The organism is Bradyrhizobium sp. CCGB01 (assembly GCF_024199795.1).
GTDB lineage: Bacteria > Pseudomonadota > Alphaproteobacteria > Rhizobiales > Xanthobacteraceae > Bradyrhizobium.
The window spans coordinates 5,340,978-5,363,064 of record NZ_JANADK010000001.1; the positions used below are offsets into that span (position 1 = coordinate 5,340,978).

The 22,087-nt window shown below is 64.3% G+C and carries 21 protein-coding genes; 9 read left to right on the plus strand and 12 right to left on the minus strand.

The window, feature by feature from the left end; all coding sequences use genetic code 11:
- Position 1 precedes the first annotated feature (1 nt).
- The 8 genes from NLM25_RS24645 to NLM25_RS24680 all read right to left on the minus strand — a co-directional run bounded on the left by NLM25_RS24645 (position 2) and on the right by NLM25_RS24680 (position 8,587).
- Positions 2 to 304 carry a DUF5076 domain-containing protein gene (locus NLM25_RS24645; protein ID WP_254138710.1) on the minus strand — a complete coding sequence of 101 codons (303 nt, stop codon included), beginning with the start codon at positions 302 to 304 and terminating at the stop codon, positions 2 to 4.
- A 3-nt stretch (positions 305 to 307) separates the two neighbouring features.
- Entirely contained in the window at positions 308 to 1,693 is a 1,386-nt protein-coding gene (locus NLM25_RS24650; RefSeq protein ID WP_254119851.1) for a pyruvate dehydrogenase complex E1 component subunit beta, read from the minus strand.
- A 29-nt stretch (positions 1,694 to 1,722) separates the two neighbouring features.
- Positions 1,723 to 2,745 (minus strand): pyruvate dehydrogenase (acetyl-transferring) E1 component subunit alpha, encoded by a 1,023-nt coding sequence (gene pdhA / locus NLM25_RS24655; protein WP_254119852.1) that lies wholly within the window; start codon positions 2,743 to 2,745, stop codon positions 1,723 to 1,725.
- Positions 2,746 to 3,001: 256 nt separating this feature from the next.
- Positions 3,002 to 4,390, minus strand: a complete 1,389-nt coding sequence (locus NLM25_RS24660; protein ID WP_254138711.1) for a glycerophosphodiester phosphodiesterase family protein — start codon at positions 4,388 to 4,390, stop codon at positions 3,002 to 3,004.
- A 138-nt stretch (positions 4,391 to 4,528) separates the two neighbouring features.
- Positions 4,529 to 6,046 carry an aldehyde dehydrogenase gene (gene adh, locus NLM25_RS24665; RefSeq protein ID WP_254138712.1) on the minus strand — a complete coding sequence of 506 codons (1,518 nt, stop codon included), beginning with the start codon at positions 6,044 to 6,046 and terminating at the stop codon, positions 4,529 to 4,531.
- A gap of 279 nt (positions 6,047 to 6,325) precedes the next feature.
- Positions 6,326 to 7,285 (minus strand): GAF domain-containing protein, encoded by a 960-nt coding sequence (locus NLM25_RS24670; protein ID WP_254138713.1) that lies wholly within the window; start codon positions 7,283 to 7,285, stop codon positions 6,326 to 6,328.
- Between the two features lie 216 nt (positions 7,286 to 7,501).
- On the minus strand, positions 7,502 to 7,819 hold the full coding sequence (locus tag NLM25_RS24675) for a septum formation initiator family protein (RefSeq protein ID WP_254119858.1): 318 nt from the start codon (positions 7,817 to 7,819) through the stop codon (positions 7,502 to 7,504).
- Between the two features lie 216 nt (positions 7,820 to 8,035).
- Entirely contained in the window at positions 8,036 to 8,587 is a 552-nt protein-coding gene (locus NLM25_RS24680; protein WP_254138714.1) for an NADPH-dependent FMN reductase, read from the minus strand.
- Positions 8,588 to 8,660: 73 nt separating this feature from the next.
- Here NLM25_RS24680 and NLM25_RS24685 point away from each other — a divergent pair, with 73 nt between their 5' ends.
- Positions 8,661 to 8,915, plus strand: coding sequence for a hypothetical protein (locus tag NLM25_RS24685; protein WP_254138715.1), 255 nt, complete (start codon positions 8,661 to 8,663; stop codon positions 8,913 to 8,915).
- 89 nt (positions 8,916 to 9,004) lie between these two features.
- Here NLM25_RS24685 and NLM25_RS24690 read toward each other — a convergent pair whose 3' ends face one another.
- The 3 genes from NLM25_RS24690 to eno form a co-directional block, all read right to left on the minus strand.
- Entirely contained in the window at positions 9,005 to 10,003 is a 999-nt protein-coding gene (locus NLM25_RS24690; protein WP_254138716.1) for an MBL fold metallo-hydrolase, read from the minus strand.
- Between the two features lie 116 nt (positions 10,004 to 10,119).
- Positions 10,120 to 11,253, minus strand: coding sequence for a zinc-binding dehydrogenase (locus NLM25_RS24695; protein ID WP_254138717.1), 1,134 nt, complete (start codon positions 11,251 to 11,253; stop codon positions 10,120 to 10,122).
- A 33-nt stretch (positions 11,254 to 11,286) separates the two neighbouring features.
- Positions 11,287 to 12,570, minus strand: a complete 1,284-nt coding sequence (gene eno, locus NLM25_RS24700; RefSeq protein WP_028149603.1) for a phosphopyruvate hydratase — start codon at positions 12,568 to 12,570, stop codon at positions 11,287 to 11,289.
- A 174-nt stretch (positions 12,571 to 12,744) separates the two neighbouring features.
- On the opposite strand from eno, the gene NLM25_RS24705 reads away from it, so the two are divergent.
- From NLM25_RS24705 to NLM25_RS24715, 3 genes are all read left to right on the plus strand, one after another.
- Positions 12,745 to 13,722 carry a lyase gene (locus tag NLM25_RS24705; RefSeq protein WP_254138718.1) on the plus strand — a complete coding sequence of 326 codons (978 nt, stop codon included), beginning with the start codon at positions 12,745 to 12,747 and terminating at the stop codon, positions 13,720 to 13,722.
- A gap of 130 nt (positions 13,723 to 13,852) precedes the next feature.
- The gene (queF, locus tag NLM25_RS24710) at positions 13,853 to 14,329 is read left to right on the plus strand and encodes a preQ(1) synthase (protein ID WP_254119863.1); all 477 of its coding nucleotides are present in this window, start codon (positions 13,853 to 13,855) and stop codon (positions 14,327 to 14,329) included.
- A gap of 16 nt (positions 14,330 to 14,345) precedes the next feature.
- Positions 14,346 to 15,143 (plus strand): extracellular solute-binding protein, encoded by a 798-nt coding sequence (locus tag NLM25_RS24715; RefSeq protein ID WP_254138719.1) that lies wholly within the window; start codon positions 14,346 to 14,348, stop codon positions 15,141 to 15,143.
- 30 nt (positions 15,144 to 15,173) lie between these two features.
- On the opposite strand, the gene NLM25_RS24720 is transcribed toward NLM25_RS24715, so the two are convergent.
- Positions 15,174 to 15,848: a GntR family transcriptional regulator gene (locus NLM25_RS24720; RefSeq protein WP_254138720.1), complete on the minus strand. Its 675-nt coding sequence runs from the start codon at positions 15,846 to 15,848 to the stop codon at positions 15,174 to 15,176.
- A 135-nt stretch (positions 15,849 to 15,983) separates the two neighbouring features.
- On the opposite strand from NLM25_RS24720, the gene NLM25_RS24725 reads away from it, so the two are divergent.
- Genes NLM25_RS24725 through NLM25_RS24745 form a run of 5 tightly spaced genes read left to right on the plus strand, consistent with a single transcriptional unit; the run spans position 15,984 to position 22,042 of the window.
- The gene (locus NLM25_RS24725; protein WP_254119866.1) at positions 15,984 to 17,069 is read left to right on the plus strand and encodes an ABC transporter substrate-binding protein; all 1,086 of its coding nucleotides are present in this window, start codon (positions 15,984 to 15,986) and stop codon (positions 17,067 to 17,069) included.
- Positions 17,059 to 18,798: an iron ABC transporter permease gene (locus tag NLM25_RS24730; protein ID WP_254138721.1), complete on the plus strand. Its 1,740-nt coding sequence runs from the start codon at positions 17,059 to 17,061 to the stop codon at positions 18,796 to 18,798. The genes NLM25_RS24725 and NLM25_RS24730 overlap by 11 nt, the downstream gene beginning before the upstream one ends.
- Positions 18,791 to 19,894, plus strand: coding sequence for an ABC transporter ATP-binding protein (locus NLM25_RS24735; protein ID WP_254119868.1), 1,104 nt, complete (start codon positions 18,791 to 18,793; stop codon positions 19,892 to 19,894). The genes NLM25_RS24730 and NLM25_RS24735 overlap by 8 nt, the downstream gene beginning before the upstream one ends.
- Positions 19,878 to 21,140 (plus strand): CaiB/BaiF CoA-transferase family protein, encoded by a 1,263-nt coding sequence (locus NLM25_RS24740; protein ID WP_254138722.1) that lies wholly within the window; start codon positions 19,878 to 19,880, stop codon positions 21,138 to 21,140. The genes NLM25_RS24735 and NLM25_RS24740 overlap by 17 nt, the downstream gene beginning before the upstream one ends.
- Positions 21,137 to 22,042 (plus strand): CoA ester lyase, encoded by a 906-nt coding sequence (locus tag NLM25_RS24745; protein ID WP_254138723.1) that lies wholly within the window; start codon positions 21,137 to 21,139, stop codon positions 22,040 to 22,042. The genes NLM25_RS24740 and NLM25_RS24745 overlap by 4 nt, the downstream gene beginning before the upstream one ends.
- Positions 22,043 to 22,087: the final 45 nt, after the last annotated feature.

Here is a 22,087-nt window from a genome sequence, read left to right on the forward strand (position 1 = left end):
GTCAGTGCTCCTTGCCGCGCGGCGTCGTGGTGCCGGTGTCCGTGGGACGCTCGATCTCGGCCTGGAACATCTCGAGGATCCGGTTCAACGCGTCTTCCTCGGTGTATTCGCTCTCGCGCGCATAGGCGCGCGCGGCATGGCGGGCGAGATCGACCAGCAGCAGGCCCCACATGTCGGGCTCTTCGAAGGCCCGCTGGAACGCCATCGACAGCCCGCCGTCCAGCACGAACACGCGCAGGATCTCGACCGCGTCATCGCGGGTCATGACGTCGGGCGGCAGTGGCTGCTCCTTCGGGCCCGCCATGATCTACCTGTAGCAGACGGCTTTGGCGGCCTCGACCACTTCCGCCGCCGAGGGCAGCGCGAGCTTCTCCAGGTTCGCCGCATAAGGCATCGGCACGTCCTTGCCGGACACGCGCGCGACCGGCGCATCCAGATAGTCGAAGGCGTTCTCCATGATGCGCGCGGCGATCTCGGCGCCGACGCCGCTCTGGGCCCAGCCCTCTTCCACCGTCACGGCGCGGCCGGTCTTCTTGACCGAATTGATGATGGTCTCGGTGTCCATCGGACGCAGCGTGCGCAGATCGATCACCTCGGCCTCGATGCCGTCCTTGGCGAGCTCGTCGGCGGCCTTCAGCGCATAGGTCATGCCGTTCGACCAGGAGATGATGGTGACGTGGCTCCCTGCGCGCACGATGCGCGCCTTGCCGATCGGGATCACGAAGTCGTCGAGCTTCGGCACTTCGCCGGTGTGACCGTAGAGCACCTCGTTCTCGAGGAAGATCACCGGGTTGGGGTCGCGGATCGCGGCCTTGAGCAGCCCCTTGTAATCGGCGGCCGAGAACGGCGCGACGACCTTGAGGCCGGGGACATTGGAGTACCAGGACGAATAGTCCTGGCTGTGCTGGGCGGCGACGCGGGCCGCGGCACCGTTCGGCCCGCGGAACACGATCGAGCAGCCCATCTGGCCGCCGGACATATAGAGCGTCTTGGCCGCGGAGTTGATGATCTGGTCGATCGCCTGCATGGCGAAGTTGAAGGTCATGAACTCGACGATCGGCTTCAAGCCGGTCATGGCGGCACCGACGCCGATGCCGGCAAAGCCGTGCTCGGTGATCGGCGTGTCGATGACGCGCCTGGCGCCGAATTCCTGCAGCAACCCCTGCGTCACCTTGTACGCGCCCTGGTATTCGGCGACCTCTTCGCCCATCACGAAGACGTCGGCGTCGCGGCGCATCTCTTCGGCCATGGCGTCTCGCAAGGCTTCGCGGATGGTCTGCGTCACCATCTCGGTGCCCGCAGGGACTTCCGGATCCGGCTCGGCGACAGCCTGCGGCGCGGGCGCGGCCTTGGGTGCAGGTGCCTCGGCCTTTGCGGCGGCAGGAGCTGCTTCCGCAGCCTTCTCCTGCTTGGCCGGCGCAGGCGCCTTGGCCAGATCAGCGGCGCTTTCACCGTCGGCGAGAATCGTCGCGATCGGCGTGTTCACCGCAACGTCGGCGGTGCCTTCGGGGATCAGGATCTTGCCGAGCGTACCTTCGTCGGTCGCCTCGACCTCCATCGTCGCCTTGTCGGTCTCGATCTCGGCGATGACATCGCCGGACTTGATCGTCTCGCCCTCTTTCTTCAGCCACTTGGCAAGGTTGCCCTTTTCCATCGTGGGCGACAACGCGGGCATCAGCACTTGAATTGGCATATCGGCTCCAAAAGAAAGCTTGCGCGCGTTCAGCGGTAAATGTCGGTCCAGAGCTCGGCGGCATCCGGCTCGGGGTCATGCTGGGCAAAGTCGGCAGATGCGTTGACGATGTCGCGCACCTCGGCGTCGATCGCCTTCAGATCCTGCTCGCTGACCTTGGCGGCCAGCAGGCGGTTGCGCACCTGCTCAATCGGATCCTGGTCGTGGCGGACTTTTTCGACCTCCTCACGCGTTCTGTATTTTGCGGGGTCGGACATCGAGTGGCCGCGATAGCGGTAGGTCTGCATCTCCAGGATGTAGGGGCCCTTGCCGGCACGGCACCAGGCCGCAGCCTCCTCGCCCGCAGCCTTCACGGCGCGGACATCCATGCCGTCGACCTGCATGCCGGGAATGTTGAAGGACGCGCCGCGCTTGGAGAAATCCTGCTGCGCCGAGGCGCGCGAGACCGCGGTGCCCATGGCGTAGCGGTTGTTCTCGATGACGTAGATCACCGGCAGCTTCCAGAGCTCCGCCATGTTGAAGCTCTCATAGACCTGGCCCTGGTTGGCCGCGCCGTCGCCGAAATAGGTGACGCTGACATTGCCGTTACTGCGATAGCTGTTGGCAAACGCGAGACCGGTTCCCAGCGAAACCTGCGCGCCGACGATGCCGTGGCCGCCGTAAAAGTGCTTCTCCTTGCTGAACATGTGCATGGAGCCGCCCTTGCCCTTGGAATAGCCGCCGCGCCGGCCTGTCAGCTCGGCCATGACGCCGTTGGCCTCCATGCCGGTGGCAAGCATATGGCCGTGATCGCGATAGCCGGTGATGACCTGATCGCCCTCTTTCAGGGCCATCTGCATGCCGACCACCACGGCCTCCTGGCCGATATAAAGATGGCAGAAGCCGCCGATCGCGCCCATGCCGTAGAGCTGGCCGGCCTTCTCCTCGAACCGTCGGATCAGGAGCATGTCGCGGAGCGCCTTCAGCTCCTGCTCCTTGGTGAATTCCGGGGGCGAGCCGCCGTCGGTCTTGTCCTGCGCAGCGCCTGCGGCGGCTTTCTTGGGTGCGGCCATGGGAATTCCGGGTCAGAGAAAACTTCAGCCCTCTCTAACCCAAGTCAAACGCCCTTGGAAAGCACCGCGGCGGCATGGCACGATTTTCATTATGCCGCAGTGCAACGTGGCCGAAACTTTGCAAAACCTTTAGGCTTGATTGGGCAACATTAGCTCCCCGCCCGCGTAGTGGGTGCAAGCAGCCAACGCAGCGAAAAATCAGACACGGTTACGTTCAGATCCGAGACGAGAGCGCCGGTCCGATTCGCCGTTTCGTCTACCAGCCGAGCTCTCGCAAATACGTTGCGCGGGCGGCAACGCCGGTATGCGTGAAGTCGGTGAAGACCCCATCGACGCCAAGTCGGAAAAATTTGAGATATTCAAGGCTGGGATCACCGCGATAGTCGGCGGCCAGATATTTCTTCTCGTTCCGGAAGGTGAAGACGTGCACGAACAGGCCGAGCTTGTGCGCGTCGGCGATCAGGCTGGTCGCCTCCTGCGTCGAAGCGTCCGGCGTCGATCCCTTGTAGGGTGTGCCGTCGGCGTTGCTGTCCTTCCACGGCGCAATCTTGAGCGGAACGATGTAGGCCTTCCACGGGCCGATGCCGTCGGCATAGGTCTTGATCTCGGCAAGGCCCTCAGGCGTCAGCATCGCATCGTACAAGCGCGGATCACCTGCAACCGTCCAGTCGAACGGGCGGGAGTTGGTGATGTTGTTGAGCAAGACCTTGCCGCTCCTGAAGTCGATACCGTTGCCGTCGATGAGCTGGACCTGCCGCGTCTGAAGACCATGGCCGCGCATATATTTCAGGCTGCCGGGCTCGAAACTCTGAACAAGGATGGGAGCCTCTTTCGTATTGAGTCCGTTGTCCTTGATGATCTTGATCAAGGCATCCTCGAACGGGTGGCCGCCGGGCGCGCCGCAGCCATTGGCGATCGCCTGGGCATTGTTCCAGGTCGGATTCTTGGTTTCCGGGTAGACGAGGATGGACCGCCCGGTCTCCTTGCTCTTCGCCTTGGCGATATCGATGACGTCCTGGAAGCTGATGACCGGGAGCTTGCCGTTGAAGACTTTCGGCCGCTCGTTGGCGGCGTCATAGGTGGTGCCGGCAATCCACTCCTTCAGCTCGGCCATTGTGAAATCGGCGATCGACCAGTCGTTGGTATGGTCCTCGCCGTCCACGATCAGTGACTCCAGCACTGATTTGGGATCGGCCGGGTCGGTCAGATCCGTGAGGTAGTCGGCAGGCACGCCGGTGGCAGACGGGGCCTTGACGCGCACACCGGGCACGGTGCGCTTGCGGGCTGCAACAGCCGCATTGGTCTTCGCGACGTCCGCAACATTGGTGTTGTCGCTCAGCCAAGGGTTATGGCGCACGACCAGGACGCAATCCTTGGTGAGGTGCAGGTCCTCTTCGAGCGCATCAGTGCCGAGGGCTGCGGCGAGGTCATAGGATGCCTCGGTCTCTTCCGGCACCAGTCCCGGCACGCCGCGATGCCCGAGGATCAGCGGGGGCTTTCCATCGACGGTCAGGAAGGGCTTGGCGCCCGATGGCACCGGACCGGCCTGCGCGAAGGCGATCGACGGCGCCAGCAACGCCAGGGCCACCGCGCCGCACAGCATCGCTCCAGCGCGCAGCTTCCGTCCCGAAAAATCGCGCTTCATGGCCATGCCTCCGTCGTCTGCCCGGCATCGCTTCGCATGCCAAAGGGGCCGAGCTGGATAGCTCGGCCCCTCGTCTTGTCTCAACTCTCTGACAGCGGGATGACGAAGGCGGCGCCACATCGGCGCCGCCTCGCCCGATCAGAAGAAGCCGAGCTTCTTCGGGCTGTAGCTGACCAGCAGGTTCTTGGTCTGCTGGTAGTGATCGAGCATCATCTTGTGGGTCTCGCGACCGACGCCCGACTGCTTGTAGCCGCCGAACGCGGCATGCGCAGGGTATGCGTGGTAGCAGTTGGTCCAGACCCGGCCGGCCTGAATGGCCCGGCCGAAGCGGTAGCAGCGGTTGGCATCGCGGCTCCAGACACCGGCGCCCAAGCCATAGAGCGTGTCGTTGGCGATCGCGAGCGCCTCCTCGTCGGACTTGAAGGTCGTGACCGAGACGACGGGCCCAAAAATCTCCTCCTGGAAGATTCGCATCTTGTTGTGACCCTCGAACACGGTCGGCTGGACATAGAAGCCGCCGGACAGATCGCCCGCGAGCTCGGCGCGGCCGCCGCCCGCCAGCACCTTGGCGCCCTCCTGCTTGCCGATGTCGATATAGGAGAGGATCTTCGCGAGCTGCTCGCCGGATGCCTGCGCGCCGATCATGGTGTCGGCCTCGCGCGGGTCGCCCTGCTTGATCGCGGCGACGCGCTTGAGCGCCCGCTCCATGAAGCGGTCGTAGATGTCGGCGTGGACCAGCGCCCGGCTCGGACAGGTACAGACCTCGCCCTGGTTCAGCGCGAACATGACGAAGCCTTCGATCGCCTTGTCGAAGAAATCGTCGTCTTCGGCGGTGACGTCGTTGAAGAAGATGTTCGGCGACTTGCCGCCCAGCTCGAGCGTGACGGGAATGAGGTTCTGGCTGGCATATTGCATGATCAGCCGGCCCGTCGTGGTCTCGCCGGTGAAGGCGATTTTCGCGATCCGCGGGCTCGACGCGAGCGGCTTGCCCGCTTCAAGGCCGAAACCGTTGACGATGTTGAGGACACCGGGCGGCAGGAGATCGCCGATGATCTCGGCCCAGACCATGATCGAGGCCGGCGTCTGCTCGGCGGGCTTGAGCACGACGCAATTGCCGGCGGCGAGCGCCGGCGCGAGCTTCCAGCACGCCATCAGCAGCGGGAAGTTCCAGGGGATGATCTGGCCGACAACGCCGAGCGGTTCGTGGAAATGATAGGCGATGGTGTCGTGGTCGATCTCGCCGATCGAGCCTTCCTGTGCGCGCACCACCCCGGCGAAATAGCGGAAATGATCGATCGCGAGCGGCAGGTCGGCGGCCCGGGTCTCACGGATCGGCTTGCCGTTGTCCCAGGTCTCGGCAATCGCAAGACGCTCGAGATTCTCTTCCATGCGGTCGGCGATCCGGTTCAGGACCGCGGCGCGCTCAGCGACGCTGGTGCGTCCCCAGGCGGCCTTGGCCGCATGCGCCGCATCGAGCGCGGCCTCGACGTCCTGCGCGTCGGAACGCGCGATCTTGCAGACGATCTGGCCCGTCACCGGCGAGGCATTGTCGAAATACTTGCCCGAGATCGGCGCGACGAACTTGCCGCCGATGAAATTGTCGTAGCGTTCGGCGAACGGATGCTGGGTCACGCCCAGGAATTCCACCTTGTTCATTGATCACTCCCGATGTTTGCTGTTTGCGCAATTCGTCGCGTGGTCGCGACTTGCGCCGACGATGTCGCGGGAGGTGATTTCTGTCAGCCCGGGCGGGAGCGATGTCGGGGCCGACCTGTCGCAGTTCTGCGACAGATGATGCAGCTGCACCTACATGCTCCGACCTCATCCTGAGGAGCGCGCCCTTGCGCGCGTCTCGAAGGATGGCTGCGGATGCAGTGGGGCCTGAATGGTTCGAGACGACCGCTTCGCGGTCTCCTCACCATGAGGGGATAGAACTCAGTGCTTCAGCTCGAACCGCTTCAGCTTCCGATGCAGCGTGGCGCGGCTGACGCCGAGGGCCTTGGCGGCGGCCGAAACATTGCCGCCCGCGCGCAGCAGCGCCCGCTGCAACACCGCGCGCTGGCCGCCGGCAAGATGGTCACGCGCGGGTTCGCCGCCGAGCAAGTCGGCCGCGGGCACCGGCTGCAAAGCACGGCCGGGCGCGATCCCAAGCCCCGCCCGCGCGGACCGGGTCGCGCCGATCACGAGATCATCCGCGTCGACCGCGACGAGGCCGATGGAGTGGCCGTCTGCGCCTTGCGTCAGCACGATGCGGGCATGGGCGAAGGCGCGGCGAAACAGATCAGCCTCGATGCGCCGCGCCGCCTCACCTGCCGCCAGCGCGATCAGGCTGGAGAACGCATCGGTGCGGTCGGCGCGGCAGGAGGAGACGTCGAGCACGCCGGCAAAGGCCGCCTCGTGGTCGTAGATCGGGACCGCGGTGCAGCTCAGGAGCGTGTTGCGGGTGAAGAAATGCTGGTCGCGGTCGATCGTCAGCGGCCGCTGCTCGACGACGCAGGTGCCGATGCCGTTGGTTCCCTCATGCTCCTCGCTCCAGAGCGCGCCGGTCCACAGGCCCCAGGATTGGAACGTCGCATCGTCCGCCGGTGTGCCACGGCGGTCGACCGGCACGCCCTCGCCGTCGGCGAGCAGCACGCAGCAGCCGCTCGCGCCGACCGCCTGATAGAGCCGGTCCATCGCGCCTTGTGCGGCGGCCAGCAGCGGCGCAATGCGCTCCCGGGCCTGACGCAGCTCGGCTTCGGTCAGCCGCATCGGCGCGGCGCGGCCGGCGGGATCGAGATGATGCAATCTGGAGGAACGGCGCCACGAGGCCACGAGCGCGGACCGTGCCGCCTGGCCTGACGCGATGGCGGCCTCGACACGGGCCGCGTGATGCCGGGACATTGGCCCATTCATCACTGTTTCCTCCGGGTGGCAGTCTAGGCGGCGTTGGCACCGTCCGGTTGATCTGCGTCAACTCAGGCGACGGCGGCCAAAAGCCATGAGCCCGTCGTGGTGCCGCCGTCAAGGCAGCGGTCCGGTTCCGGGTCTACGACTTTCGGTAAAATTGAAACCCGCCTGCCGGATTTTGGCAGCGGCTTTCGACGCCGGTTTCGAATGCAGCGAAAAACGCTATTTCGCCGGGATCATCCGAACGAGATCATGCGGATTGACATAGTCGAGCTGGTAGCGCGCCCGCTCGTCCAGCATGTCCGGATCGATCCGCGAGGTGCGCAGCAGCGAGACGCGCTGCTCGCTCCGCGCACGTTCGCGCTTGAGCTGGGCGAGTTCGCTGGTCAGCGCGATGATCTCCTGGTCGAGTTCCTGGCGCGCGTTGAGGCCGTATTTGCCAGTGTAGGCGTTGACGCCGAAATAGCCGACGATAGCGACCGCCATCGCGTAGAGGGCAAGGCCGGTCAGGATCGATTTCAGGCGTGCGCGCGAGACCATCCTGGGAAGATGGGACAGGTTGGTTAAGGGAGTGCTAATTAAGCCCTCCCCCGCCCAACCCTCATGGTGAGGAGGCGCGAAGCGCCGTCTCCGGACGATGCTTCGCATCGCCGGGAGAACCATGAAGGCCTCTCGCCCGCGGCCATCCTTCGAGACGACCGCTGCGCGGTCTCCTCAGGATGAGGATCTCCCGTGCGGCCGCGGGGGAATTCGGCCTCAGCCGTGATGCTTCGCCACGTGCGCGGCGAACGCGTCGATATAGGCCTGGAGCACGGGCTTCAGAGATTCCTTGGTCAGGGTCCCCTCCGCATCGAAGGCGTCACCGACCGCATTCAGGTAGATCTCCGGCTGCTGCATGATCGGGCCGGCGATGCCCGGCAGGATGTTCTGGAGCGTCTTGGCCGCGCTGACGCCGCCGAGCGGGCCCGGCGAATTCGAGACGATGCCAACCGGCTTGCCGTTGAACGAGCTCTTGCCATAGGGGCGCGAGGCGACGTCGATGGCGTTCTTGAGGACGCCCGGGATCGCGCGGTTGTATTCGGGGGTCACGAAGATGACACCGTCCGACTTCTGGAGTTTTTCGCGGAAGGCAAGCCAGTCCGCGGGCGGTGCGCCCTCGAGGTCCTGGTTGAAGAACGAGATCCCCCCGAGGGTGACGACCTCGAGCTTGAGGGATGCCGGCGCGAGCTTTGCGAGGGCGTTGGCGATCTTCAGCGAGAAGCTGTCCTTGCGCAGGCTGCCGGCGATCACGACGATGTTGTAGGCCATGGGGTGTCCTTGAAACCTTGAGGGGGAAGTGCCGGGCGGCACTTAAGCCATCCGAACCAATGGATGCAAGTGCATGAACCGGTCCGGTTTGGAAACGCTGAGTTTCTCGAAAGCAGCTGGTCGAGCCCGTAGCCCGGATGGAGCGCAGCGAAATCCGGACCAGTGGGCCTCATGGCAACATCAAAAGCCGCTACCCGCCGTGCCTGCCCACTATGCCACCATACCCGTGTTTTGCCCGACGGCGCAACTTTCATTCGGTTTCGCCGAAGCACTGAAATCGCTTGCGATTTCTACTGTGCATGGGGTTGTTTTCGACATTTTTGTTTAAGCAGGTAGTTCCGCAGGATGCCCACCGCCGCAAAAACGAACAGGCCGCCAAATGGCGGCCTGTTGTTTCACGCAAATCTGTAACTTCAATCAGATCGTCGGATTCCACGCCGACGGGATCAGGCGATACTTCGCGCCGTCCCTTTCGACGTGGCCGACCGATGGGAAGGTGAAGTGGAAGCCGATCACGGTCGCCTTCTCGGCCGCCGCCATGTCGTAGAACTTGTGGCGCGTCGCCTGCGCCATCGCCGCGTCGGTGTCGAACATGACGTGCCAGTCCGGATTGCGCAGGAAGAATTCCGGAATGTTGGTGACGTCCGACTGGATCAGCACCTTGGCATCACCCGAGGCAACCGCGAACGAGGTGTGGCCGGGCGTGTGGCCGGGCGTCGCGATCGAGGTGATGCCCGGCGCAACCTCCTTGCCCCACTCATACTTTGTGACCTTGGATTCAAGGCCGGCAAAGGTCTTCTTCACGTTGGCGAAGTAGTTCTTCATCATCGGGTTGGACTCGGCCTTGGCCGTGTTGTCCTCGCTGGTCCAGAACTCCCAGTCCTTGCCCGGCACCATGATCTCCGCATTCGGGAACGCGAGCGCCCCGTCGGCCAAACGGATGCCGTTGGTGTGATCAGGGTGCAGATGCGAGAGCAGCACGATGTCGATGCTCTTGGGATCGACGCCGGCGGCGGCAAGGTTTTGCAGTGTGCGACCGACCGCGCCCTTGCTCGGTTCGAGATTGGCGACGCCGTTGCCGGTATCGATCAGCACGAGCTTGGAGCCGGTGTTGATGAGCTGCGGATTGAACGGCACCGTGACCATGCCCTTCGGCATGTAGGCCGCCTCGCCCGCGGCCAGTGCTTCCTCCTTCGGCGCGTTGACGACGAACTTGTCCGGCATCGGGAAGGTGCGCGCGCCGTCGTTGATCGAGGTGCACTCGTAGCTGCCGACCTTGTAGCGGTAGAAGCCCGGCGCCTGCGTCCCGCTTGGCGGCACGGAGGCATTGGCAGTGGTCGGTCCAAGCCCGGTTACGGCCGCCGCCCCAATAGCGGCCGCGCCCGCGAGCAGGTCGCGGCGATTCAGATCAGTCATGGAAGTGTCCCCTTCGATGCTTGCGGTCGCCCCGCTTTCAATTACGGCGCGAATGTTCCCCCGCTTCGCTCAGAAGGCAAGACCTTCTTTCGGTGACGTGCCGCCGCACATCACGATTATTTATTTGGGTTGATGAGGAATTTTTCGCCGGTGGCACGTTTGGCGTACACCGCGATGTTGGCGGGATCGAGCGCCTCCTGAAGCGACACCACCTTGGTGTAGTGGCTCGCGAAGGTGGTCTTCAGCTCGTCGACCACGCGCTGGCGCAGCTTGGCCCCGTCCGCCTGCCCGATCTTCATCAGGAACGGAAACAGCAGCCAGCCGCCGACGCCCCAGGCCATGCCGAAGCCGCGTGGCAGCTCGATCGGACGGATGTCGAGCGCGCCGTAGACGTAGACCTGCTTGTGCACGTTGGAGCCGTAGCGGCTGTACTCCTTCGCGGTCTTGTTGATCGCGCTCTCCATGCAGTTGAGGATGTCGCCGGCAAGCTTGCCGCCGCCGATGGCGTCGAAGGCGATGGTGGCGCCGGTCTCGACCAGCGCATTGGTGAGATCGCCGAGGAAGCTCGGTGCTGTGGAATCGACGACGTATTTGGCGCCGATCTTGTGCAGGATGTCGGCCTGCTCCTTGCTGCGCACGATGTTGACCAGCGGGATGCCGTCCTTGATGCAGATCTTGTTCAGCATCTGGCCGAGATTGGAGGCGGCCGCGGTGTGCACCAGCGCCTTGTGACCCTCACGCCGCATGGTCTCGGTCATGCCGAGCGCCGTGAGCGGATTGACGAAGCAGGAGGCGCCTTCAGCCGGCGTGGTGCCTGCCGGCAGCGGCATGCACTCGCGCACTTTCAGCGTGCGATATTGGGCATACATCGCGCCGCCGATCATGGCGACGGTCTTGCCCATCAAGGCCTTCGCGGCATCGGAGGAGCCGGTCTTGATGACGACGCCGGCGCCTTCGTTACCCACCGGCATGGATTCATCGAGCCGGCCTGCCATCGCCCGCATCGCGCCCTCCGGCACCTTCGCGGTGATGACGGGAGCATCCTTGGTGCCCGAAGCCTTCGCCGTGCTCATATCGGCTGCGCCGACGAGAAGGCCGAGGTCGGACGGGTTGATCGGCGCCGCCTCGACGCGGACGACGACCTCGTCCGCGGCGGGCTCGGGGGTCGGCACGTCGACCAGCGAGATTTCCAGCTCTCCGCTCGTCTTGATCAGCGAACGCAGTTGCAGTCCGGTCTTGCCGTCGCTCATGTCGATCCTCCCCTGTCCTTGCCGGGCGCTGGCTTATGCCAGCGCCTTCAGTGCCGCCTTGCCGCCATAGAGCGCCTGCTTGCCGAGCTGCTGCTCGATGCGGAGGAGCTGATTGTATTTGGCGGTGCGATCGGAACGTGCAAGGGAGCCGGTCTTGATCTGACCGCAGTTGGTGGCGACCGCGAGGTCGGCGATGGTGGAATCCTCGGTCTCGCCGGAGCGGTGCGACATCACGGAGGTGTAGCCCGCCTTGTGCGCCATCTCGACGGCGGCGAGCGTCTCGGTCAGCGTGCCGATCTGGTTGACCTTGATCAGGATCGAGTTGGCGCGGCCGGCCTTGATGCCTTCGGCGAGGCGCTTGACGTTGGTGACGAAGAGATCGTCGCCGACCAGCTGACACTTCTTGCCGATGAGGTCGGTGAGCTCCTTCCAGCCGTCCATGTCGTCTTCCGACATGCCGTCCTCGATGGTGACGATCGGATAGCGCGAGACGAGGTCTGCGAGGTACTTGGCCTGCTCGGAGATCGAGCGCGTCTTGCCTTCGCCTTCATAGACGTACTTGCCGTCCTTGAAGAACTCGGTCGAGGCGCAGTCGAGGCCGATCACGATATCGGTGCCGGCCTTGTAGCCGGCCTTGCCGATCGCGTTCATGACGAATTCGAGCGCGGCGTCCGCCGACGGCAGGTTCGGGGCGAAGCCGCCCTCGTCGCCGACATTGGTGTTGTGGCCGGCTTTCTTCAATTCCGACTTCAGGGTGTGGAAGACCTCAGCGCCGTAGCGCAGGCCCTCGGCGAAGGACGACGCACCGACCGGCAGGATCATGAACTCCTGGAAGTCGATCGGATTGTCGGCATGTACGCCGCCATTGATGATGTTCATCATCGGCACCGGCAACAGCCGCGCCGAGGTGCCGCCGACGTAACGATAGAGCGGCATGTCGAGCGAGTTCGCGGCCGCCTTGGCGCAGGCGAGCGAGACGCCGAGAATGGCATTGGCGCCCAGCCGGCTCTTGTTCGGCGTGCCGTCGAGGTCGATCATGATCTGGTCGATCTGGGCCTGCTGCTCGACATCGAGGCCGCTCAGGGCCTCGAAGATCTCACCGTTGACGGCACCCACCGCCTTGGTGACGCCCTTGCCGAGATAGCGGGCCTTGTCGCCATCGCGCAGTTCCACCGCCTCATGGGCGCCGGTGGAGGCGCCTGATGGCACCGCGGCGCGGCCGAGCGCACCATCTTCCAGCACGACGTCGACCTCGACGGTGGGATTGCCACGGCTATCGAGAATTTCGCGGCCGATGATGTCGATGATGGCGGTCATGATGTGCACTTCCGTTCGTTAGGGCTGATCGGTGCCGCGGGTCTTACACGGAGCGCAAGCAAATGTGAACGCTTGGAGGGCGTGCTTCGACTGACGCGTGAAGCGCCCGAGACTAAGCTTGCTTTCGCCTGATCTGCGCGTCCAACCTCAATCTGAAACAGTCGGGGTAACGCCATGAATCGCCGCCAGTTTCTTGCCTCGAGCGCCGCCGCCCTCGCCGTCCGCCCAAGTTTTGCGCAGGAAGGCCCGTTCCGGACAAAATATTACCCGATCAGCGCCGGCATTGGCCTGCACGACCTCGCCCCCGCTCCCGACGGCACGGTCTGGTTCACGGCGCAGGGTAAGGGCCTGCTCGGCAGGCTCGATCCCCGGGATGGCAGTTTCAAGACAGTCGGCCTCGGCCAAGGCGCCGCCCCGCACGGGGTGACCATTGGCCCAGACGGCGCGCCCTGGATCACCGAGGGCGGCCAGAACGCGATCGCGCGGGTCGATCCCGGCGATCTCAAGGTCACGCTGTTCCGCCTGCCCGAAAAATTCGCCTCCGCCAATCTCAACACCGGCGTGTTCGACAAGGAAGGCACCTACTGGTTCACCGGCCAGTCCGGGTACTACGGCCGGCTCAAGCCCGGATCGGGCGAGATGGACGTGTTCAAGGCGCCCAAGGGCGTCGGCCCCTACGGCATCGCGGTGACGCCCAAGGGCGAGGTCTGGTACGCCTCGCTGGCCGGCAGCCACATCGCGAAGATTGATCTTGCGACCGGCAATGCCGCCATGGTCGAACCGCCGACGCCGAACCAGGGTTCGCGGCGGGTCTGGTCAGATTCGCAAAGCCGGATCTGGGTCAGCGAGTGGAACAGCGGTCAGGTCTCGGTGCATGATCCCGCCAACGGCTCCTGGAAGTCCTGGAAGCTGCCGGGCGATCGCCCCCGCACCTATGCCGTCTATGTCGACGACAAGGACAAGGTCTGGCTCACCGATTTTTCCGCCAATGCCATCGTCCGCTTCGATCCCGCGACCGAGCGGTTCAACGTTTTCGCCAGCAACAAGGCCAATGCCAATGTGCGCCAGCTCGATGGCCGCGCCGGCGAGCTCTGGGGCTGCGAGTCCGGCAACGACCGGATCGTCATGATCCAGACGATCGCGGCTGGTTGACGACGGCGACATTTGCGTCCATCCCGGCACCCTCCGGAGCGCGATCTTATCGCGCTCCGGTTTTTTGGAGCATGATCTTTCGGAAAACCGGTGCCCACTTTGCGCTAACGCGGCCCTCCGGGTCCGGATCATGCTCGAACAGGATGTGACGACGATGGCGAAAAAATCCCTCCAGCTCGGCCGCGCGGTCGAGTGGCCGCACACACCGGAAGAAGCCCAGCTCGACCGCGTGCCCAATCCGCAGAAGGGCACGGACTATCTGGTGCGCTTCACCGTGCCGGAATTCACCTCGCTCTGCCCGGTCACGGGACAGCCGGATTTCGCCCATCTGATGATCGACTACGCGCCCGGCCCGTGGCTGCTGGAGTCGAAGTCGCTCAAGCTCTACATCGCGAGCTTCCGCAATCACGGCGCCTTCCACGAGGACTGCACCGTGATGATCGGCAAGCGCATCGCGAGCGAGATCAAGCCGAAGTTCTTGCGCATCGGCGGCTACTGGTATCCGCGCGGCGGCATCCCGATCGACGTGTTCTGGCAGACCGGCCGCGTGCCGAAGGGATTGTGGCTGCCGGAGCAAGGCGTCGCACCCTATCGCGGGCGGGGCTAGCTGGAGACGAATGACGATGAGATCGATGTCTGTAACATTCCGCAGCCTTGCCTTGGGCCTTTTGGGTGTTCTGTGGCTCGGCGGCGCATCCGACGCTGCCGAAGTCCGGGTGATGATCTCGGGCGGACTGACGGCGGCCTATCAGGCGCTCGTGCCGGAGTTCGAGAAAGCCACCGGCAACAAGGTGCTGACTTCGTATGGGCCGTCGATGGGGACGACCACCAATGCGATCCCGGTCCGGCTGGAGCGCGGCGAACCGGCCGACGTTCTGATCATGGTGGGCTATGCCCTCACCGACCTCGCCAGCAAGGGCAAGGTCGTCGCCGGCAGCCAGGTCGACCTCACCAGATCGCCGATCGGCATTGCCGTGAAATCGGGAGCGCCGAAGCCGGACATCAGCTCGGTGGAGGCGGTCAAGCGCGCGCTGCTGGCGGCGAAAACGATCGCCTATTCAGATAGCGCCAGCGGCGTCTACGTCTCGACCGAGATGTTCGACAAGCTCGGCATTGCCGACATCATGAAGGATAAGGCGCGGAAAATTCCGGCAACGCCCGTCGGCGAGATCGTCGCGCACGGCGAAGCCGAACTCGGCTTTCAGCAGATCAGCGAGCTGAAGCCCGTGAAGGGCATCGATATCGTCGGACCGCTGCCGAACGACTTGCAGAAGATCACGATCTTCTCCGCCGGGATCGCCACCGGTTCGAAAGAGCCCGATGCCGGCCGGGCCCTGATCAAGTTCCTCGCCTCCCCCGCCGCACGCGATACGATCATCGCGAGCGGCATGGAGCCGATCGCGGGTGGTGGAGCGAACTGACGTAAGGCCGGCTCGACGCGCCGGCCTTCATCAATCGGATGCTGCCGGGTCCTTCTTGATCGGACCGAGATCGCGCGCCGGATAGTTGGCGCCGGATTCGACGATGTGTCGCCGCACCGCTGCAACAAGTGCGGCGAGATCGCGAGACTCGATCGCATCGACGATATCGACATGGTGTGCAGCACTCCGCTGGAGTTCGGCGTTCGATGGCCACAAGGCGATCGGTCCTGGCCTGGCGCGATTTCTGATCTCCACGATGAGCCTCGCGAGTGATTGGTTCGCGGCATGGCGATAGATTTCGTCGTGAAAGGCGGCGTTGGTGTTTGCCTGGTCCGCCTTGCTGCCACGCGCCACAGCATCTTCGAAGATTTTCTGAGCCTGCTTGATCTTCGCTAGTTCGTCGGGGCCGATATTCGGTAGCGCCTGCGTGGCCGCTTCAACCTCGAGCAGCATGCGGATCGCCAATATCTCGCGAACGACGTTCAAGTCGGGCTGCGCGACGCGGTATCCACGATTTTCGACGTGGGTCACCATCCCGCTTGCGGCGAGCTGGGTCAGCGCACTCCGGACATCAAACCGTTTGGCAGCGAAGTCTTCCTCCAGGTCGATCTGGCGCAACCATTCGCCCGGTCGATAGTCGCCTTGCAGAATGGCGGCACCGATTTCCGCCGCCAACAGCCGCTTCTGCTCCTTCCGTACTTTCATGGCTGCTTCCCTTTTTGGAGCGCTTGACTCGCCAAAACTATTGCGCACAAATTGGCGCCAATAAATGTGCATAACAAATCGCGACGACGGGAGGAACAGTAGATGTCCGGCATCGATCGTAGAAGCTTAATGGTGATGTCGGTTCTCGGCGCCACGGTGGGGCTCCGTGGGGCGGCCCAGGCCGCGCCGAACGGATATCCCGAGAACTATCAGAAGATCATCGACGACGCCGAGAAAGAGGGCAGCCTTCTCATCTACTCGATCATGTCGCCGGAAAACTGGCGGCCCGTGATCGAGGGCTTCAACAAGCTCTACCCTAAGATCAAGGTCGAGACGCTGGATCTCCCCGCCTCCCGCGAGAGCTTCGAGCGCTATCTGGCCGAGCGCAGCACCAACAGCCGCACCTGCGATCTCATCGCGACGGCTGACCCGGGCGGCTGGATCGACTTCCAGGAGCGCGGTGAGATCCTCGACTATGCCTCGCCCGAAGCGAAGGCCTGGCCGGATTGGTCGAAGCCGTTTCCCGGCGTCTACACCGTCTCCTCCGACCCGATGGCGTTGATCTGGAACAACACGCTGGTGCCGGACGGCAAGCGCCCGAAGACGCTTGCGGAGTTCGTCGAGCTTGCAGTGGCCAACGAGAAGGCCTGGCGCAACCGCATCACCAGCTACGGCGTGCACCAGACGACCTTCGGTTATGGCATCTCCTACGCCTACGTGAAGAAGCACGGCGAGAAGGCCTGGGACCAGTTCGCCCAGCTCGCCAAGCTGTCGCCCCGCTTCGAGCGCTCCGGCGGGCCGATGACCGAGAAGGTCACCTCAGGCGAATACAACATGGGCTTCTTCGTTTCGGCCATCACGTTCTGGCCGCGCCTAAACGATCCTGCGCGGGCAAAGATCCTCGGCTGGAGCTTCATCGGCGACGGTCAGCCGGTCGTGCTGCGCGGCATCGCCATCCCGAAGGGATCGAAGAATGTCAACGCAGCGAAATTGATGCTCGACTACGTCGTGTCCGAGGACGGTCAGCGCGCATTCGGACGGGGCGGCCTGACGCCGGCACGCCCCGGCGTGAAGCCGGGCGACGGAATCCGCCACACCTACTCCTCGATCGTGGAAGCCGTCGGCGAACAGAATATCTGCTACATCGGCTACGATCGGGACGCCGTGCGCGATTACGACAGCTTCCTCGCGCGCTGGAAAAAGACCTTCAATGTCGCTTGAGGCAAGCAGCGCGCTGAGGGCAACGGCTCCGGACTCGCTGCCGAAGCCGTTGCCAGGCCGCGATACCGTCATCCAGTACGGCATGGCGCTGCTGACCGTCGTCTTGATCGCTGCGCCGCTCCTTCCCGTTCTCTATCAATCGTTCCTGGATCGTGCGCTTTACGATTCCGGCCAGCAATTGACGCTGGGCAATTTCGGCCGCTTGCTGCGCACCGACGGCTTCGCGCTCGTCATCTGGAACACGCTCGTCTTCGCCACCCTCACCACCGTGATCTCGCAGGCCCTCGGCACGATGGCAGCGGTGCTGTTCGGCCGCACCGACATGCCTTTTGCCCGGCTGTTTGGCGAACTCTTCCTGTGGCCGATCTATCTCTCGGCGCTGGTGCTGTCGTTCGGCTGGTACACGATCTACGGGCCGGCCGGTTACCTCACGCTTCTGGTTCAGTCGATTTTCGACGGCGTCCCCTGGAATCTCTACTCCCTGCCGGGCATGGCGATGATCGCGGGCGTCTCGCAGGCGCCGGTCGCCTACATCTACTGCATGTCGTCGGCGTCGATCACCGACCCGACACTGGAGGAAGCCGCCCGCGTGACCGGTGCCGGCACCTTGAGAACCCTGTGGCGGATCACGCTGCCGCTGCTGATGCCGGCGATCGCCTACAGTGCAGTGCTGAATTTCACGGTCGGACTGGAGCTGCTCGCGATTCCGCTGGTGTTCGGAGATCCCGCCGGCATCACCGTGCTGACCACGTTCCTCTACAACAACGGCGTGGCGTCAGCCCGTCCCGATCACGGGCTGGTGGCGACTGCGGCCGTGCTGATGCTTGCCGTCGTGTGCGTGCTGGTGTGGCTGCAGGGACGCCTGCTCGGCAACACCAGGCGCTTCGTGACGCTCGGTGGCAAGGCCACGCGACCGCGCCCGTTTCGGCTGAACAGCCTGCGCTGGCCGCTTTGCATCGTCGCGGCGATCTACATCACCGCAACGGTCGTGATGCCGATCGGCGCGCTGCTGCTGCGCGCCTTCACCAGCCTGTTGTCGCCGATGGTACCGATCAGCGAGGTGCTGACGCTCGGCAATTTCGCCAACATGCTCGAATATCCGGTCTACCCGCGTTCGATCTGGAACTCGCTCATCGTCAGCTCCGTCGGTGGTGTTGTCGCGACTGCGATGGTCGCCCTGATCGCCATCATCGTGCTGCGATCTGATTTCCGCTGGCGTGGCCCGCTGCACTACATCGCGCTGTTTCCCCGCGCCGTGCCAGGTGTCGTCGCCGGCATCGGTTTCTTCTATGCGTTTGCGCTCGTGCCCGGCCTGGGCGGCCTTCGGAACACGATCTGGATTCTGGTTGCCGCCTTCACCATGCACTTCATTCCCGTGGGGCTTGGTGCGGTCGCGCCGATGCTGTTGCAGATGAGCCCGGATTTCGATCGCGCTGCCCGCACGCAGGGCGCGGACTGGTGGACGACGAGCCGGCGCATCGTTCTGCCTCTGCTGCGCCCAGCGCTGGTGGCCTGCTTCATCATCCTCTTCATCACGTTCTTCAAGGAATACACGACCGCGATCTTCCTGTTCGCTCCCGGCAGCGAAGTGATCGGGACCACGCTGCTCCAGGCCTGGACGCAGGGCGAGGTCGGCCTCGTGTCCGCGCTGGCGACCGTCCAGATCCTGGTGATCGGAGTCTGCGTGACGGCGGCGCGCGCTTTTCTCGGAGTGAAGCTCTATGGCTGAGTTGCTGATCGAGAACCTGCACAAGCGGTTCGGGCCGGTCAAGGCGATCGACGACGTCAACATCCACGTTGCGGACGGCGAGTTCGTCACGCTGCTGGGTCCGTCGGGGTGCGGCAAGTCGACGACCCTCGGCGCCATTGCCGGACTGGATCAGCCGACGAGCGGACGGATCCGTGTCGGCAACAAGACCTATTTCGACGGCCAAAAGGGCATTTTCCTGCCGCCAGAAGCCCGCCATTGCGGATTGGTGTTCCAGAGCTACGCCTTGTGGCCGCACATGACGGTCTACGACAACGTCGTGTTTCCGCTCAAGCTGCGCAAGGTGTCGACCGCCGATTGCAAGCGCCGCGTCGAGGAGAGCCTCGCTCTCGTCGAGATGGAGAGCTTTCAGGATCGCTATCCGCATCAGCTCTCGGGCGGCCAGCAGCAGCGTGTGGCACTCGCGCGAACGCTGGTCTACCAGCCCGAAATCCTGCTGCTCGACGAACCCCTGTCGAACCTCGACGCAAAGCTGCGCGACCGTGCCCGGACCTGGCTTGCCGAACTGCGCACGCGCCTCGGCCTGACGACGATCTACGTGACGCACGACCAGGTCGAAGCACTAGCCCTGTCCGACCGCATCGTGGTCATGAATGGCGGCCGCATCAGTCAGATCGGCTCGCCCCAGGAGATCTACACGCGGCCGGCAGACAGTTTCGTGGCCGACTTCATCGGAACGACCAATTTTCTGAACGGCGACGTGGTCGGGGCGCCCGACGGCGATGGGCAGACGCTGGTCAGTCTCGCCGACGGCCAGCGCGTCCTGATCAAGTCCGACAAACGTCCGTCCCCGGGCGACAAGGTGACGTTTGCCTATCGTCCCGAGCAGATGCGCCTGGCAGCGGCCAACGATCAGGCCATCGGAGGTTCGATCGTCGAGGCCGACGTGGTCAGCCATTCCTACGTTGGCGGCCGCTGGCAAATCGGATTGAGCGTCGGCGGAAACCAGATCCGCATCGAAACCCAGGACGCAACGCCTGACCGCCGGTTGCGCCTGTGGCTGCCTGTCACCGGCGGCATCCTGTTTACAGAACGGAACCATGGCAAATCCCACTGACGCCACCTCTCCCGAAAGCGGACTGCATCAGGCCGACTACACGCCCGGAGCCCGCGGCCCGCTGACCGGGCTCCGCGTCATCGACCTTTCGAGGCTGGTTGCGGGCAATCTGCTCACCCAGCATCTCGCCGACTTCGGCGCCGACGTCATCAAGGTCGAGCCGCGCGAAGGCGACACCCTGCGCGGCTGGCGCACCAAAGGCGTCGAGACGAACTGGAAGATCCATTCGCGCAACAAGCGCAGCATCTGCCTGGAATTCCGTCACGACGAAGCGGTGCCGCTGATCCGCAAGATGATTCCCGGCGCAGCGATGCTGATCGAGAGCTTCCGTCCCGGTACGCTCGAGCAGATGGGGCTTTCGCCGGAAGAGCTGCTGCGGCTCGAGCCGAAGCTCGTGATCGTGCGCATATCGGGGTGGGGGCAGACCGGCCCCTATCATCGCCGACCCGGCTTCGGAACGCTGGTGGAAGGCTTCTCCGGCTTTGCCGAGATGAACGGTTTTCCCGATCGCGAGCCGGTGTTGCCGCCAATGTATCTGGCCGACGCCCTCTCCGGTCTCACCGGAGCGTTCGCCGCGATGGCGGCGCTGCGGGAGGTCGAGATCAACGGCGGCAAGGGCCAGGTGATCGATCTGCCGCTGCTCGACCCGATTGTGAATTCGCTCGGGCCTCAGGCGGCAAACTATCGTCTGACCGGTGTCGTCAAACCGCGCAGCGGCAGCCGCTCGAGCGGCTCGGTCCCGCGCAACGTCTACCGTACCCTCGATGGCGGCTGGGTCTGCCTGTCCGCGTCCACGCAAGGCATGGCTATGCGGGTCTTGCGCTCGATCGGCCGCCCGGAGCTTTGCGAGGATCCCAAGTTCAAGACCAACGAGCAGCGGCTCGTCCATGTCGCCGAACTCGATCAGATCATCGGCGATTTCATCGCGACGCGGACAGTCGATGACAACGTGGCTTTCTTCGAGGCGGCCGAGGTCACGATCGGTCCGGTCAACGACACCGTCCGATTGATGAACGATCGCCACGTGCAGGCCCGCGGACTGCTGGCCGACTATCCCGACGAGGACATGGGAACGTTCCCGATGCACGCCGTCCCGGTGCGCCTCTCCGAGACGCCGGGAAGCATCCGGACGCCGGCCCCACGCCTCGGTCAGCACAGCCGCACGATCCTGGCCGAAGCAGGCCTCAGCCCTGACGACATTGATGCCGCCCTCACCTCGGGCGTTGTGAAGGAAACCAGCACATGACAGTTCAACGAAAATTCCCCGTCTGGCGCTCCGCGCTGTTCGTGCCCGCGAACGTCGAGCGGTTCGTCGTCAAGGCCGTCGAGCGTGGCGCGGACGCACTGATCATCGATCTCGAGGACAGCGTGCCGCTTGCCGAAAAGGCGAACGCCCGAAAGCTGATCCCGGGCATCGTGAAGCGTTTTCGCGACACCGGAAGTTCGGACGTCATGGTGCGCATCAACCAGCCGCTCGAACTGGCGGTGCCCGATCTGGAAGCGGCTGTCATCGCCGGCGTGGACGCGATCAAGATCACCAAGGTCGAAGGTGCCGAGCATCTCCGCCTGCTCGACGAAATGGTGACCAGACTGGAGATCGAGCGCGGGTTGCCCGTCGGCAAGATCTGGTTCGTCGGCCTGATCGAGGCGCCCGGTCCGCTCGCCAGGGCCCATGACATCGCGCGATCAATCCCGCGGCTGGCGGGCATCTCGCTGGGTGCGGAAGATTACGCCACCGCGATCGGCGCCAAGCCGACCGAGGAGACCCTGTTGATGCCGAAGCAGCAGGTGGTGCAGGCAGCACGCGCCGCCGGCATCATGCCGCTCGGCACCATCGGTTCAGTCGCCGATTTCTCCGACCTCGAGGGATACACAAGGATCGTCAGGCGTTCGGCCGACTTTGGCTTCGTGGGCTCGGCCTGTATCCACCCGTCGCTGGTGCCGATCCTCAATGCGGGCTTCAGCCCGTCGGCCAAGGAGGTTGCGGATGCCGAGCGCATCGTCGAACTCAACAAGCAGGCGGCCGCCGAGGGACGCGCATCCTTCGCCATCGACGGCAAGATGATCGATATTCCGATCGTGCAGCGGGCCGAAGCGCTGCTTGAACGCGCGCAGGCAATCGCCGCCCGCGCGCATCGCCCCCGCTGATTGTGTCAGCCGCAGCGTGCCATGCCGCAAGCGCGGCGCGCTGCG